Annotated in this window: 18 protein-coding genes; 11 read left to right on the top strand and 7 right to left on the bottom strand. The window is 42.0% G+C overall.

The window, feature by feature from the left end:
* Window positions 1-115: 115 nt before the first annotated feature.
* A complete protein-coding gene (locus tag V7K27_RS20170; RefSeq protein ID WP_334949864.1) occupies window positions 116-340 on the bottom strand; it encodes a hypothetical protein in 225 nt (74 codons plus the stop codon).
* 148 nt (window positions 341-488) lie between these two features.
* Window positions 489-782: a hypothetical protein gene (locus tag V7K27_RS20165; RefSeq protein WP_334949863.1), complete on the bottom strand. Its 294-nt coding sequence runs from the start codon at window positions 780-782 to the stop codon at window positions 489-491.
* Between the two features lie 4 nt (window positions 783-786).
* Here V7K27_RS20165 and V7K27_RS20160 point away from each other — a divergent pair, with 4 nt between their 5' ends.
* The 8 genes from V7K27_RS20160 to V7K27_RS20125 all read left to right on the top strand — a co-directional run bounded on the left by V7K27_RS20160 (window position 787) and on the right by V7K27_RS20125 (window position 9,379).
* Window positions 787-1,017, top strand: coding sequence for a hypothetical protein (locus V7K27_RS20160; RefSeq protein ID WP_334949862.1), 231 nt, complete (start codon window positions 787-789; stop codon window positions 1,015-1,017).
* An 8-nt stretch (window positions 1,018-1,025) separates the two neighbouring features.
* Complete coding sequence (locus V7K27_RS20155) at window positions 1,026-1,181, top strand: hypothetical protein (protein WP_334949861.1); 156 nt, start codon at window positions 1,026-1,028, stop codon at window positions 1,179-1,181.
* Between the two features lie 97 nt (window positions 1,182-1,278).
* Window positions 1,279-3,930 (top strand): type I DNA topoisomerase, encoded by a 2,652-nt coding sequence (gene topA, locus V7K27_RS20150; RefSeq protein ID WP_334949860.1) that lies wholly within the window; start codon window positions 1,279-1,281, stop codon window positions 3,928-3,930.
* A gap of 610 nt (window positions 3,931-4,540) precedes the next feature.
* Window positions 4,541-4,681 (top strand): hypothetical protein, encoded by a 141-nt coding sequence (locus tag V7K27_RS20145; protein WP_292797121.1) that lies wholly within the window; start codon window positions 4,541-4,543, stop codon window positions 4,679-4,681.
* Window positions 4,682-4,703: 22 nt separating this feature from the next.
* Window positions 4,704-5,150, top strand: coding sequence for a type II 3-dehydroquinate dehydratase (gene aroQ / locus V7K27_RS20140; RefSeq protein WP_334949894.1), 447 nt, complete (start codon window positions 4,704-4,706; stop codon window positions 5,148-5,150).
* 205 nt (window positions 5,151-5,355) lie between these two features.
* The gene (locus V7K27_RS20135; RefSeq protein WP_334949859.1) at window positions 5,356-6,300 is read left to right on the top strand and encodes an ADP-ribosylglycohydrolase family protein; all 945 of its coding nucleotides are present in this window, start codon (window positions 5,356-5,358) and stop codon (window positions 6,298-6,300) included.
* Window positions 6,301-6,413: 113 nt separating this feature from the next.
* Window positions 6,414-9,119: an HD family phosphohydrolase gene (locus V7K27_RS20130; RefSeq protein WP_334949893.1), complete on the top strand. Its 2,706-nt coding sequence runs from the start codon at window positions 6,414-6,416 to the stop codon at window positions 9,117-9,119.
* A gap of 53 nt (window positions 9,120-9,172) precedes the next feature.
* Window positions 9,173-9,379, top strand: a complete 207-nt coding sequence (locus tag V7K27_RS20125; protein ID WP_334949858.1) for a hypothetical protein — start codon at window positions 9,173-9,175, stop codon at window positions 9,377-9,379.
* Between the two features lie 100 nt (window positions 9,380-9,479).
* On the opposite strand, the gene V7K27_RS20120 is transcribed toward V7K27_RS20125, so the two are convergent.
* The 3 genes from V7K27_RS20120 to V7K27_RS20110 all read right to left on the bottom strand — a co-directional run bounded on the left by V7K27_RS20120 (window position 9,480) and on the right by V7K27_RS20110 (window position 11,222).
* Window positions 9,480-10,205: an AbiU2 domain-containing protein gene (locus tag V7K27_RS20120; protein ID WP_334949857.1), complete on the bottom strand. Its 726-nt coding sequence runs from the start codon at window positions 10,203-10,205 to the stop codon at window positions 9,480-9,482.
* Window positions 10,206-10,685: 480 nt separating this feature from the next.
* Complete coding sequence (locus tag V7K27_RS20115; protein ID WP_334949856.1) at window positions 10,686-11,021, bottom strand: hypothetical protein; 336 nt, start codon at window positions 11,019-11,021, stop codon at window positions 10,686-10,688.
* 30 nt (window positions 11,022-11,051) lie between these two features.
* On the bottom strand, window positions 11,052-11,222 hold the full coding sequence (locus V7K27_RS20110) for a hypothetical protein (protein ID WP_334949855.1): 171 nt from the start codon (window positions 11,220-11,222) through the stop codon (window positions 11,052-11,054).
* 313 nt (window positions 11,223-11,535) lie between these two features.
* Between V7K27_RS20110 and V7K27_RS20105 the strand changes: the two genes are divergently transcribed.
* Together V7K27_RS20105 and V7K27_RS20100 are read left to right on the top strand one after the other, a co-directional pair.
* Window positions 11,536-11,868, top strand: a complete 333-nt coding sequence (locus V7K27_RS20105) for a DUF433 domain-containing protein (protein WP_334949854.1) — start codon at window positions 11,536-11,538, stop codon at window positions 11,866-11,868.
* Window positions 11,865-12,218: a DUF5615 family PIN-like protein gene (locus V7K27_RS20100; protein WP_334949853.1), complete on the top strand. Its 354-nt coding sequence runs from the start codon at window positions 11,865-11,867 to the stop codon at window positions 12,216-12,218. Before V7K27_RS20105 ends, V7K27_RS20100 begins: the two co-directional genes overlap by 4 nt.
* 123 nt (window positions 12,219-12,341) lie before the next feature.
* On the opposite strand, the gene V7K27_RS20095 is transcribed toward V7K27_RS20100, so the two are convergent.
* Together V7K27_RS20095 and V7K27_RS20090 are read right to left on the bottom strand one after the other, a co-directional pair.
* On the bottom strand, window positions 12,342-12,971 hold the full coding sequence (locus V7K27_RS20095) for a DUF2442 domain-containing protein (RefSeq protein ID WP_334949852.1): 630 nt from the start codon (window positions 12,969-12,971) through the stop codon (window positions 12,342-12,344).
* Window positions 12,898-13,404 (bottom strand): hypothetical protein, encoded by a 507-nt coding sequence (locus tag V7K27_RS20090; protein WP_334949851.1) that lies wholly within the window; start codon window positions 13,402-13,404, stop codon window positions 12,898-12,900. The genes V7K27_RS20095 and V7K27_RS20090 overlap by 74 nt, the downstream gene beginning before the upstream one ends.
* Window positions 13,405-13,823: 419 nt before the next feature.
* On the opposite strand from V7K27_RS20090, the gene V7K27_RS20085 reads away from it, so the two are divergent.
* A complete protein-coding gene (locus V7K27_RS20085) occupies window positions 13,824-14,399 on the top strand; it encodes a Uma2 family endonuclease (protein ID WP_334949850.1) in 576 nt (191 codons plus the stop codon).
* The last annotated feature ends 85 nt before the right edge of the window (window positions 14,400-14,484 follow it).

The following is a 14,484-nucleotide window of genomic DNA, read 5'->3' as shown; positions in this document are numbered from 1 at the left end:
GTCCGGGGATTATCCGCCAATTAACGAATTACCTGTCTAACTCGCTGTTTGATATTACCTGGAAGATTTTTGATTTCTTGAAATGTATCGGGAGTAATGTAAACTGTATAGCGACTCACTCTAACTCCGACTCGACATCATCCCATTTTAACCAACCAGCACCTTGGCGGTTTCCATTAGCAGCTTTCAATTTATCAAAGGCTTTCCGAGCAATTTCTATATCTTCTAAAGTTTCCAACCATTCGATAAGTGCTTGCCAATCTTCAACACTGAGGACAGCAACTTGCTTTCCTTTTAAGTTGATAAATTGAACTGATTGTAAGGCTTCTATTCCAGTCATAAAGGCTACCTGTTAAATAATTCGTAATTCGTAATTCGTAATTCGTAATTAAGTAATGCATAGGGGATTTAGAAAGAGCCACAAAACTTGCTGCCTGTCTTGCTGGGGAATTAAACCCCTAAACTTTGTTAAATAATGAATGCACTTCTCAATCAGCCACATAGCGCCAACCTTCAGGCTCGTATTCTCGCTGAATTTTCACCATCCAGTCACCTTGGGGAATAGAAATAGCTTTATGCTCGTGATGAGCTAGCAATGCCGACTCGGAAAACACACGTAAATAGAGTGTGCTATCTTGTTCGTATAATTCCGCCTTGCCCTCAGTAATCCGATGTTTATGACCCGTAACTTCGCCTTCTGCCAAAGTTAAATGAGGTATTTTTTGTCCTTCAACCTGCTGCACAGGTAGTAAGATTACATCACCCTGACGAATTGCTTGCATAGTTTTGCCTCAAGCGGATAGGTATAAACCGCACTCCGCTTTTACTCTTAAGTTTGGTTTAATTTTGGCACAAGCTCTTAGGGATTGGTCATTGGTCATTTGTCATTTGTCATTTGTCATTGGGCATTGGGCATTGGTTATTTCTCCCCCATCTCCCTCATCTCCCTCATCTCCCTCATCTCCCTCATCTCCCTCATCCCCACTCCCCACTCCCCACTCCCCATTCCCCAATTAAAGGATATTTTGAAAACTTTACTCGCCAATTATGCGTTAGATAAGTTAAAGATTGAAATAGCTGGAATATTCACACCCAGCGTTTCCCTACCCTATCCTTTAGGAAGGACTGCACCCGAAGTTAAGCGGATTTTCGCCCTAACGGGCAGTTTGTGTGAGGATTAAATCACCGCCCTAAGCGTGACCTTTTATCTTGACAATTTGCAAAAATTAACTCAATTTGACTGTTTAGCTTAGTAGCTATTCTTTTTTTGAAATTTCCATGTCAACTCTCGTCATCGTCGAATCTCCAACTAAAGCTCGTACCATTCGCAACTACTTACCATCAGGCTATCGGGTGGAGGCGTCTATGGGTCATGTGCGTGACCTACCTCAGTCGGCTAGTGAAATTCCTGCTGCCGTCAAGGGGGAAACATGGGCGCAGCTAGGGGTAAATGTGGACGCCGACTTTGAACCGGTATATGTTGTCCCGAAAGACAAAAAGAAAATTGTCACTCAGCTCAAAGAAGCCCTCAAAGACGTAGATGAACTGATTCTGGCAACGGACGAAGACCGGGAAGGTGAAAGCATTAGTTGGCATTTATACCAATTGCTGAAGCCAAAAGTTCCGACTAAGCGGATGGTGTTTCACGAAATTACCGAAGAGGCTATCAAAAAAGCGTTGAAAAACTGCCGCAATATCGATGAGCAGTTGGTTCGCGCCCAAGAAACGCGGCGGATTTTAGATCGACTGGTGGGTTATACTCTGTCTCCTCTGCTATGGAAAAAAATCGCCTGGGGATTATCTGCTGGGCGAGTGCAATCTGTAGCCGTGCGACTTTTAGTTACTAGGGAACGCCAACGCCGCGCTTTCCATGAGGGTACTTACTGGGATTTGAAAGCCAGTTTGTCAAAGGAAAAAACCCCCTTTGGTGCCCAGTTGGTAACATTGGGAGGAGCCAAAATCGCTAACGGCAGCGATTTTGACGCAGCGACCGGACAAATTACCGCCGGTCGCAATGTCTTGTTGCTAAACGTTGACCAAGCGGTAGCGCTCAAGGAACGCCTAACTGGTAAAACTTGGAGTGTTAACGACATCGAAGAACGCCCAGTAACGCGCAAACCCTCGCCACCGTTCACCACCTCGACGTTGCAACAAGAATCTAACCGAAAACTGCGCCTCTCAGCCCGTGACACAATGCGGGTTGCTCAGAATTTGTACGAGCAGGGGTATATTACCTATATGCGGACAGATTCGGTACATTTGTCAGATCAAGCGATCGCAGCTGCTCGAAGTTGTGTAGAAAAGCTCTATGGTCAACAATACCTCAGTCCCCAACCTCGGCAATACACCACCAAATCCAAAGGCGCACAAGAGGCGCACGAAGCAATTCGTCCAGCAGGTAGCAGCTTCCGCACCCCCCAAGAAACTGCTTTGGGCGGTCGGGAACTTGCCGTTTACGATTTGATTTGGAAGCGGACTGTCGCCTGTCAAATGGCTGATTCCCGCCAAACTCAAATTAGTGTGCAATTGCAAGTCGAAGACGCTGGATTTCGTTCTTCTGGCAAACGAATTGAATTTCCCGGATATTTACGTGCCTACGTCGAAGGCTCAGACGACCCGGAAGCAGCACTGGAAGACCAGGAAGTAATTTTGCCGAATCTGAAAGTGGGAGATCATCCGAATTGTACAGAACTGGAAGCAGTTGGACACGAAACCCAACCGCCAGCTAGATACACCGAAGCAACTTTGGTGAAAACCTTAGAAAGCGAAGGTATCGGTCGTCCCAGTACCTATGCCAGCATCATTGGCACGATCATCGACAAGGGTTATGCCCATTTGGTTACAAACGCTCTCATTCCCACCTTCACCGCTTTCGCCGTCACCGACTTGCTGGAAAAATATTTTCCAGACATCGTTGATCCCAGTTTTACCTCGAAGATGGAGCAAACCCTCGATGACATTGCCACAGGTGAAGTGAAATGGCTACCCTACTTGCGGGAATTCTATCTGGGAGAGAAAGGGCTGGAAACCCTAGTAAAAGAACAGGAAAGTCAAATTGATGCCACCAAAGCTAGAACTGTAGTATTGGAGAATCTAGAGGCCAAAGTCCGCATTGGTAAATATGGCCCTTATATTGAAGTCGAAAATGGTGACGGAGTTATCACCGCCTCAATTCCCAAAGACCTGACACCAGCTGACCTCGACCCCAAACAGGTAGAAGTATTGCTGCGACAAAAAACCATCGGCCCTGACCAGGTTGGTCGGCATCCCGAAACTGGCGAACCGATTTATGTAAAAATTGGCGCTTATGGGCCCTATGTCCAATTGGGTGACAAAACCGACGAAAACCCCAAACCGAAACAAGCCTCTCTACTCAAAGGAGTCACCCCGGAAACCGTGACTCTGGAAATGGCTGTTGGTCTGTTGGCACTACCCCGGACATTGGGAGTTCATCCAGTCACTGGCGGCAAAATCCAAGCAAGTTTGGGGCGCTTTGGCCCTTATGTGGTTCATGACCAGGGTAAGGAGGGGAAAGACTACCGCTCCCTGAAAGTTGCTGACAATGTATTGACAATTCCCCTAGAACGTGCATTGGAATTGTTGTCCGAACCAAAAAAGGGACGCACTTCCACCAACAGCAAGTCAAAGGCAGCCTTACGCGAATTGGGTACACATCCAGAGGACGGCGAAACAATCAACATTTATGATGGCCCTTATGGCCCTTACATTAAGCATGGCAAAACTAATGTGAGTATCCCAGAAGGTGAATCGGTAGAAGATATAACGCTGGCTGCGGCGCTGAACTTGTTGGCAAGTAAAGTATCGACTGGGAAATCGACTCGCAAAACGAGTAAATCAACGAGTTCCAAATCTAAGTCAATTGCTAAGTCATCAACAACTGCTGCGAAAAAAAAGGCCCCAGAAGGTTAAATAATTCGTAATTCGTAATAGAGCCTCCGGCACGCACTCGCGTTCGTAATTCGTAATTAAGTTTTGTGACGGGGAGAAGTGCGAGGAATGCGGTCTTGGGCAAAGCCCCAAGTGGAGGGATTTCTCAAGACAGACCCCGACCCAAAACTTACCGATTATTGAACCGGGGGACTTAAACCCACGGTACTCGGTTAATTGCAAGTCAGCTAATTTTGGATTTTAGATTTACGATTTTAGATTTATTTCGTCTACCCTTCTCTACGAGACGCTACGCGAACGGCAGAGCTACGGGCATCGCAAGGGGCGGGACATGAAACCCAAAATTCTTTTAATCCAAAATCCAAAATCAAAAATTCGTAGTCAAGAGTCCAAAGTCTGATCCTTAACTCTTGACCCTTGATCTCCATCCTTGATAGGATGAAGTTCGGTAGGTTGCAAGTGTGATACTCTAAAAAGTAAGGGAGAACACAACGCCAAATTTTAGAGGTGGCTGATTTCCCAAATACGGGATTGTGTTTGGGCCCGATTGGAAGCCAGAGGTGCGAAAATATGCTATTTTCTGGTACCTGTTAATCAAAAATTGAGGTAGTATCTCAGGAGCGGTCAGTTCATGGACTATATAGAAAAGGTGCTGGAAAAGCTTAAGGAGTTAGCACGTAGGCTAATTGAGAGCCTGTTAGGGCCAGAGGGTGAACGGGAACCGGAACTGATTCCGATTCCTGTGAACGATCGCTCGCGCCGTCGCCACTAGCCCGAAAGTGCTGAACTCGACGTTGCAACCCTTAAGCATTCTGGCACTGCACGGGCCAAACTTAAATTTGCTAGGACAGCGAGAACCAGGAATTTATGGTTCGTTGACACTAGCTAAAATTAACCGCCTGTTAGAAGAAGAAGCATTCAAGCTACAGGCGAAGGTTTTTTCTATGCAGTCAAACCATGAAGGAATTTTGGTGGATACTATTCATGGCGCATTAGGACAATATCAGGGAATTCTGATTAATGCGGGGGCATATACCCACACAAGTGTGGCATTGCGAGACGCGATCGCTGCTGTTAACTTGCCCACAGTCGAAGTACATCTGAGTAATATCTACCGCCGGGAAGATTTTCGCCATCATTCGTACATCGCCCCTGTCGCGATCGGGCAAATAAGTGGTTTTGGTGTGCAAAGTTACTTGTTGGGCTTACAAGCATTAGTGAATCATTTAAGAAGCATTTAAAGAAGTCGGAAGTCGAAGTCGGAAGTCGGAAGTACAGTAATGTATAGGGGATAAAGACTCATTGCCACAAAACTTAAAGCCGTCCTACAAGGACGGGGTTTTAAACCCAAATTTCTGATAAGCATGAAAAACGAATTAATTTTAGAGTTTAGATTTTGGGTTAAATTCTTCAATCTAAAATCCAAAATCCAAAATCCAAAATTCTATGCGTTATTCTCCTATAAGTCGGTTTAGAGGTACTTTGCTGGGAGCATTTCTGGGGGAAAGTTTAGCCTCAGGTGGTGAAATCCAGTTTCAGAGTTACCTAGATTTGGGCGGAATGGCGGTTCTGGGTACCCAGAGTTTGATTGCGTTGGGTAGATTAGATTTAGATGATTGGATCGCGCGTCAGCAAGAAGAATCTCTTCATTTAATAACAACTGATGATATATCGATAAAAATAATTATTGCCACACTGCCAGTAGCACTCTTTTTTCACGAAAATCCAATTAAGCTCCGACAAAACCTGCTGCATCTGCTAAAAATCTGGGATAATGACCCAGTAGTACGGGATGGAACACTAGCAGTCGGATATGCGATCGCTCTTGCCCTAACTGAAAAACTCGACCCCTCAACCCTCATAGAGCAAATAATTTCTTTTATCGGAGAAACACCGACATCAATCCCAAAAAATTTATTAAGAGTCCAGAATTTATTAGAACAAGGGGCTGGATTGTCAAGGGCGCAAGCTGAGTTTGCTAAGGAAGAAAAACTCAGTAACATTATTCCTATGGCATTCTACTGCTTTTTGAGTACCTTGGAAGACTTTCGCCTTGCAGTTTTGCGGGCTACTTACAATGGCAATTCTCAAGTCCAAGATGCCACGCCTCTAAGCTCACAGGCTACAGGTGCAATTACTGGTGCTTTATCAGGAGCATATAACGGTACAGGTGGAATTCCCGTAAATTGGCAAGTCTTGCTGTTGCAAAGGAATTCTCCAGCATGGGGACTAACTAGCTTTTCCCAAATGTTAAAATTGACTGATGCATTTGTGGCAGTGTGGTCAGGAGTGTATAATCTTTCCTTAAATCCAAGGGAGCTAACAGAGGAGGGATTTGAGGTGGCTTTGCTTTCAGTTTACGCAGCTCCTCGCGTTATTCGATCGCGTTAACAATAATTCGTAATTCGTAATTACGAATTGTTAATTAGCAGGAGCCGCAGAGCAAACTTCCCTGATGATTGTCTTTTTTGAGCGATCAAAATTGGCAATTGCAGGCAGAGATAATGAAAATGCAGCAATTTTTGCAGTTCTTGAACCAGCAATTGACTCACTGGCGGCGACAGTACACAGGACTACGCCGTAAGGGAAAGTTAATCAGAAGTCCCAAAGGCAAAAGCCATAGAAGGGAACTTCTAAGGACTATGCTCAAGAATATAATCCTGTTTTTATCAAAAACCAATGACAAAAGCAATCGCCGAAAACAAGAAAGAGCGCTAATGTCAAAGGCAAAATCGGTCAAAACTAACAGTATTTATGCAGTCGGTTTAGATTGGGCATATAAACACCGTTACTCGGTAATTTTAGCGATCGCTGTAGTGTCCCTCACAGGTGTTATTGGGCATAAATTATACAACCAGACTCAACTCCAAGTAGGATATCCCGCGCCCCAGACAATTACAGCGCCTTACACAGCTAGCATCGAAGATCAGAAAAAAACAGAAGCCGAGCGCAAAGCCGTCAGTAATAGCTCCTTACAAATGTTGATGGTTGATGCGGGAATGAACGAACAAATCAACGGAAATTTACAACAACTTCTGGATGATGGCAACAAAATTCGTGCTATTGCTGGAGCTTTTCCTTTTTTTGATCCTGTAGTTTTGTCCATCTCTACCCAGCGTTACCTCCGCTCTTGTTCTGACTCGGAATGGCAAGCACTGCTAGTAGCTATAGAAAATAGTAAAAATCAGCAGAAGAAAAGAACAAGACAAACCCCCGCCTCATCCCGTTCATCATCGCCGAATCAGGAACGCCATGAGCGCACGACACCTAAATCTAATTCCCAGAATTCAGAAGAGACAAAGACAGTTGATTTTTCTCAAAATACTAACTTTACTCAAGCAGTGGCAGAACTAGAATCTTACCGTGTCACAACTTCTGAGAAAAGCTTGTCCTCACTGATTGCCCAAATTTCCCAAACACGCCAAAGATACACCCAAGCCACTGCCAAACTTTTACAGTTAGAGACTGTTAGCCCAGAAGCAGTATACGAGGAATCTATGCTTTTGGATTTGTTAGATGAGGAGTGGGAAAGAACAAAAATGGGAATCCATCAGAGTTCAGAGCGGATTCTCACCCAAGGCATCCCACAGGGACTGCCAAAAAATATCTTAGAGGATGCGGTGAGTTTACAATTGCAGACATTTGTACCAGAAGAGGCGGAAACTTTGGCAAAAAAGCTGTTGTTAGCTGTACTCAAGCCGAATCTGCAAAGAGATGAAGAACAAACGAGACAAAACGCTCAAAAGGCTGCTGCTGGGGTGCCATCCGTGATGGTGAAAATACGGGATGGTGAGGTGATTGTCAAAAAAGGAGAGCAGATTACTGCATGGAACTTTCAGGTGCTGGAGCATTATCACCTGATTCGCCGAGAGATAAAATGGCACGAATTGGTGAACTTAGCAGGCGTTATTGCGATCGCCATTGGCATTTTTGTTTGGGTAGAACGACATATCGATTATGAATTGCGACAACGCGATCGCTTGTTGGTGTTACTGCTAACTCTGAGTGTGCCAGGAGCGATCGCGATCGGATTACCCTATACCACCTGGAGCGCCCTTGGTTTATTGTTGGGAAGCTTTTATGGCCCGACTTTGGGATTGACAGTTGTCGGGCTGCTGTTGCCGATATTAGGCATTAGCTTGGATATGAGTAAGGCGGCGCTTTTAGCTGGTGTCGGGGGAGGAATATTAGGCAGTTACATTGCACAACGATTGCGATCGCGTGAAGAATTAGCATTATTAGGTGTTGCGATCGCTTTAACTCAGGGCGGTATTTACTTGGTTGTTAAAATCTTAATTGGTCAAGCATTTGGTTCAACCTGGTATATCGTCCTCAAAGAAGCCGGATTGTTTGCTTTATCCGGTTTAGGCTGGAGTGTTGTCGCCTTGGGCTTGAGTCCTTATCTAGAAAAAGTTTTTGATTTAGTCACTCCAATCCGTTTGGCAGAGTTGGCGAACCCTAACCGCCCTTTATTAAAACGACTCGCTACTGAGACACCCGGAACTTTTCAACATACGCTGCTTGTGGCTACCCTTGCTGAAGCTGCTGCCAAAGAACTAGGATGCAACGTTGAACTAGTCAGGGCTGGAACATTATACCATGATATTGGCAAAATGCACGACCCCCTTGGCTTTATTGAAAATCAAATGGGGAGGCCGAATAAACACGATACTGAGATTAAAGACCCTTGGAAGAGTGCAGAAATTATCAAAAAGCACGTAACTGAAGGGTTGGTGATGGCGCGTAAACACCTTTTGCCGACGGCGATTCAAGCTTTTATTCCAGAGCATCAGGGAACGATGCTGATTGCATATTTCCATCACCAAGCCCAGCAAATGGCTCAGGATGATCCAAGTTTAACGGTAGACGACGCAGATTTTCGCTACGATGGCCCGATTCCGCAATCACGGGAAACCGGAATTGTGATGTTAGCAGATTCTTGCGAAGCGGCGCTGCGATCGCTCGAAGCATCAGCTAAACCTCTGGAAAAGAAGCGATCGCTTAAAGATGTCTCGACTGAACAAGCTTTAACAATGCTGAATAATATTCTGCGTGCCAAATGGCAAGACAATCAACTCGTAGATTCAGGACTAACACGAGAAGAAATGTCACAAATTGCTCAGATATTTGTGGATGTTTGGCAGCAATTTCATCACAAACGGATTGCTTATCCGAAGTTGAAGGCTAGTAGTGTTGTGCGTAATTTGTAATGCGATGTCTACTGGGCTACGCCTACCTACTGAGAATCAATGAGGAGGTATATATGGAAATGGTAACAAGTTGGGAGCGAGAAGGCATAAAAACTGAACGACGAGCTGGTATTACTAAGCTTCTTCAGTTACGGTTTGGAGAAATAGATGCTCAATTGGAGGCAATTATTCCCAAATTGATCCAGTTATCTACTGATGAATATATGGATTTAATTTACCAAGCTACCCGTGAGGAGTTATTATCGCGGTTTCAAGGATAATTGAAAATGAAAATTGTTACAAGTTGGGAGCGAAAAGGTGCCCAGAAAGCTTTGTCACAAGTAGATGGATTGACGTTTGAATATTTGGATACCCAAGTATTCAGATATTCAGGTTATGTGTGTACCCAGTTAGCAATACCACTGCTGTCTTTTCTCTATATCTATTACAAATATTGACACCTTGATCTATCAAATGATAGATTTCATTTAATTTTAAAATATCCTGTCCTAAAAGTTCGCTATCATCTTTATCCCAAGCTTCATGAATTTTCATACTTATTTGTTTTAAACGTATTTCTTTTTCAAGATTAGGCAATTCTTCTATTCGTTTTGTAGTAATACGATCCTCTACCCAAATTAATTCATCTCCATCCTCAGTAGGATTTTCATATACATCATTTAAATCTTTTATTAATGGCAATGGATATAGCTTATTGTCTGTATGGGCAAGAGTTTTATCTCTTAAATGTTTTAGGCGGTTAACTAAAGAGTTATTTTTACTTGATACATCCTTTTTGTCTTGTTCTAAAATTACCCTGTTAACATTTGTTAATCCCCATTTTTTATGATGACTATCAAAAATTTTTAAGCATTTTAAAAGACTTAGACAGCCTTCACGTTCATCGTATACTCTAGATAGTTTTAATAATCCAATTTCATAATTAGCTGTGTATGACAAACGATAAAAAGATGGATAATCTTTTAAATACTTGTTGATATATTTGTATCTTATCCATTCAGAAAGTTTTAAATGTGAATATGACTGCTCCAAACTGTTTCCAAGCGCAACTATTTTTGATTCAAAATCCGCTATAATAACATTCATATTATTACTAAATACAAGATTTATTACTTACTTTTAGACAACTACTTTAACCTTATTGTCTAAGGAAATGCCGTCTTGTTCCGCCAGTTATCTGAATTCTTCCATCAATATCAAATCTTTTGAACAACTTAGTTTTTTCTTGTCCGTGTTCTCTGTCAAACGCATTAATTTTATTATTGAAGTTCCTCCATTGAGCTTTATAAGAATTAGAGTAGTATACGGATACGGCAAAGTAGAACTACTTTTAATTATTTAAAATGGTTGTTCAGTACACATTATACTGGATTTTTAATTAAAGTGCGTCACTTGCCTTGAAAATCAAGCCTTAAAGGGAGTTAGAGTTTCAATCTCAGAAATTTTGCCTCAAACACTAAGATTAACGGCTGTTATTATTGCCCAGCAACGGTTTTAAGCTGATTTACAGACGTATTTAGCATAAGAAGTAATGAAGATCCTTTAAAATATTTCCTCGTAAATAATTTAAATGTTAAATTTTTTCTTTAAAATCTCTCTAAGTATATGGCTTGATCGCTCTACAAACTCTTGTTCTGTTTCATTTTCCTTTGGCTTACCTATTTGTTCGCTCAGAGAAGATATAACCTCATCGCTTGTAGCATAATTGGCAACACCTTTACTAAATTCCGCTGCTTTTTGTGTATTGGCAAGTCCATACGACAATCCAATTGCAGATGATAAAACTTGTTGAACGTTACCAGCTACGATTGTTGAAAGCTCTTGGGTTGTTGAAGGTTCTTGCGTAGTGGCAGTATCGGGTAGTTGTTTTGGATTTTTATAGAAATCTTTAAAGTTACTCATTTATCCTCCCAAATATTTTTATGAGTTTTACTATTCTTTGTAGTATCTATAGTATTTTTTGAAAACTTCTACAAAGCGTGAGATGATAACATCAATAATTTCTTCCTTGATTTCATCTGATAATTCATCCCAAACGGAAAATAGCCAATTTACAATACCTCCAATAAGTGGAACTAAAATTGGAACTAAAAACCAGAACATTGATTTTACCGTGAATACATCTGTAAACTCAGAAAGTAGTATATACATTAATTGAAGTCTCCTTTGGTTAGAAACACCTCAGAAGAATCACGGTTTTTAATTAAATTATTCGCAATGAGTTCAGTATTACAACCTATGATTATCTCAGAGAACCACAAGCGGTTCTTAATTTTTGCTTTTTACTTGTTAACAAGTTTCAATTTTGCCGTTGGATTTTCCGATAATCCCAAGGCTTCTTTAATCCTGGCTGACTCCACACCCCAACTTTAGATGCGATCGCTTAATATCAAAGTAAAGAGTAGCAAGCAGTTTTATGACAGCAGCACTGAAGAGAGCAAAGCCATATATTGAACAACGAGATGGAGGATATTGGATCGAAGGGATTCGTATCTCTCTCGATTCAGTTGTGTATGCTTTTTTGAATGGTGAGTCTCCTGAAAGCATTACCCAAAACTTTCCATTACTCTCGCTGGAGCAGGTTTATGGTGCTATTACTTTTTATCTTGCCAACCGAGAGCTAATTGATGCGTATTTAAAAGAAGGTGAAAAAGAGTTTGAGAAATTGCAACAGTCCCTTAAAGAGAAAAATCCGCTACTGTATCAGAAGTTAAAAACTGCTCAAATACAGAAGCACAGCGAGGCATGACGATAGTTCGATTTCAAGCAGATGCTGACCTACGCCAAGCGATTGTAACTGGCACAATACGTAGGCAACCAGATATTGATTTTCAATCAGCCTATACAGCATTGCTCGAAGGTAAGAAAGATTCAGAGGTATTGGCGATCGCAGCACAGGATGGTAGAGTCATCGTGACCCATGATCGTAAAACCATGCCTACTGAGTTTGGTGAGTTCATAATGTCAAAAACCAGTTCTGGAATTTTGATTCTTTCCCAGAATTTGTCAGTCAGTGATGCAATTGAAGCACTCATCCTCGTTTGGGAAGCTTCTACTGCTGAGGAATGGGTCAATCAGATCATGTCTATCCCATTCTAAGTAACTCCAAGATGCGGGATTACTATGGATGTGTGTCGATTAGTTGGTGAGAAATGCGGCATAACAAGTCGTTACAGCAGAACTACAGCCTTAGATGCGATCGCTTTATGGTGAGTTAATAGGTCAAGCTTCATCAGTAGCCAGTACAATTTCTTTTCCGGGTCGATCGCCCTTTGTACCATTCAGTCGAGATGCTTCAGATTTTGCAAAAGAAGTGGAACTTCCACCCTTTCTTGCAAGTTCAGCCATCCATTTTTTAGTTCCAAATATTCCATTCATCAAAGCAGAAATACTCAAATCTACATCTAGGGTTTTCCAGTGTAATCCTTCACCAGAAGGTGTTACCTCTACTTCTGCTAAGTCCTTAATCGAAGCACCCGCTAGTCCTTCTCCTGCCTCTGAAGGGAACCCAAACATACATTTGTTGGACAAGAAAACTATAATCATTCCTAAATAAGGGTCATAAAAAGCACGAGTAGCCTCAATCATTTCTGGACTCAGTAGTTGTAAATCGGGTCTAGTATGCTTGATGTTTTCGTAAGCGTTGAAGTATAAATTACAAACCCCAATAATATGCAGGGTGGTGAGAAATGGATCGAGTTGACGGAAACAACCTTCCGCCATCCCCCGCTCTAAAATCTTGATGAGATAGGCGAAATTTTCTTGCCAATTCCCCTGTTTAAAATACTTTCCCTGATTTTGGTTTGCTTCTTGGAACCAAAGCATTCCCCGGTCTAGGTCGCTTTTTTGCAATCTCTTCAGTTTGATTTAGAAATTCTAAATGCTGAAACTCAACTAGATGAAATTGAAAAAGAAAAGCAGGAACTTCCCAATCATCCTGTCCAAAATGAGCAAAATTTTCGGCAATAATTCCCGAAAATATATCTCCAAAATAACTCTGGCGAGATATAATATTAAGACGCTCAGGATAGCCATCGCTTGGATCGCTTTCTGAAAAACCTCCAAATGGAGCGAGAGAATTTCCTGCTAATTTACGAAGACGATATCGAGCATCTTCATGGGCTTTTTGAACAATTAATATTAATTCATTGATAATTATATCTCGTTGGCTTTTATCTTCTGTGAGTAGACGATGTGTGTACCGCTTATCTTCAGATTCACTAACTGAGTTAGATAACCACTTTGATATTCCGTTAAAATTAGTGATTTTTTGTCTTTCTTTCATTTAATATACTCTCTAATATTAATCAGATTTACAATATAAGCCTTTAACTAAGATAATTTTAAACTATATGTAAAATTTAATACTAAAATAGTAATAGCATAGCAAAATGATGCCATAAGCATTGAGCCAGAGCTATAACGTCTACTCTGTCTTGCTTTTGGACTAGGGCAGGTTCTAAAATTTAGACTAAATGGGCTAATTCAACAGAACAATAAAAGAGTGTAATTGAATACAGCCCCCTGATAGTAGAAGCTGAGAGAAAAACACCAACTATCATCTGCTGTTATCTGTTTGATAACAGTGAAACAAATTTCTACATGACTGAAAATAGCTTTCTAGTAAGCATGGTAATTATTAGATGGTCAACGTAGTATGTTAACCAAGTGCTAGGCTACAGTTATCAAGTTTGAGAGGCAACTATGACTGCCCTGATTCTGAACCTCAGCCCCACCATTGAACTAACAGATGAGCAGTTCTTCCAACTGTGTCAGAATAATCGAGATTTGCGACTTGAGCGCACCGCAGACGGAGAATTAATTATCATGCCACCAACTGGATGGGAAAGCGGAAATCGAAATTCAAAACTAACAGCCCGGTTAGAATTTTGGGCTGATGCCGATGGTACAGGGCTGGCTTTTGACTCTTCCACAGGTTTCAAACTCCCTAATGGTGCAAACCGTTCTCCCGATGCGTCTTGGGTGAGCCGGGAGCGATTAGAAGCTCTGAATCCAGACCCCGACAGATTCCTACCACTCGCTCCAGATTTTGCGGTAGAATTACGCTCTGCTTCAGACAGCTTAAAGACTGTACAACAAAAAATGCAGGAGTACATTGACAACGGTGTGCGTTTAGGCTGGTTGATTGACCCTCAGAATCAACAGGTGGAAATTTACCGCCCAGGACAGGAAGTTGAGGTTTTGCGCTCGCCTACTAGCTTATCAGGAGAGGATGTATTGCCGGGGTTTGTGCTGGATTTGACGCAGATTTTGAATTAAGCGATCGCTCTTTCAAAATTCCAATTTTTGCGTCATTAAAGATGGTTTTTTAGTGACTACGACCCAGTTTGAAGTTTTGGAGTGG

The organism is Nostoc sp. (genome assembly GCF_036919575.1).
In the GTDB taxonomy this organism is placed as follows: Bacteria; Cyanobacteriota; Cyanobacteriia; order Cyanobacteriales; family Nostocaceae; genus Nostoc.
The sequence above is the reverse complement of the archived record's forward strand: the minus strand, read 5'-3'. Positions and strand labels throughout refer to the sequence as shown.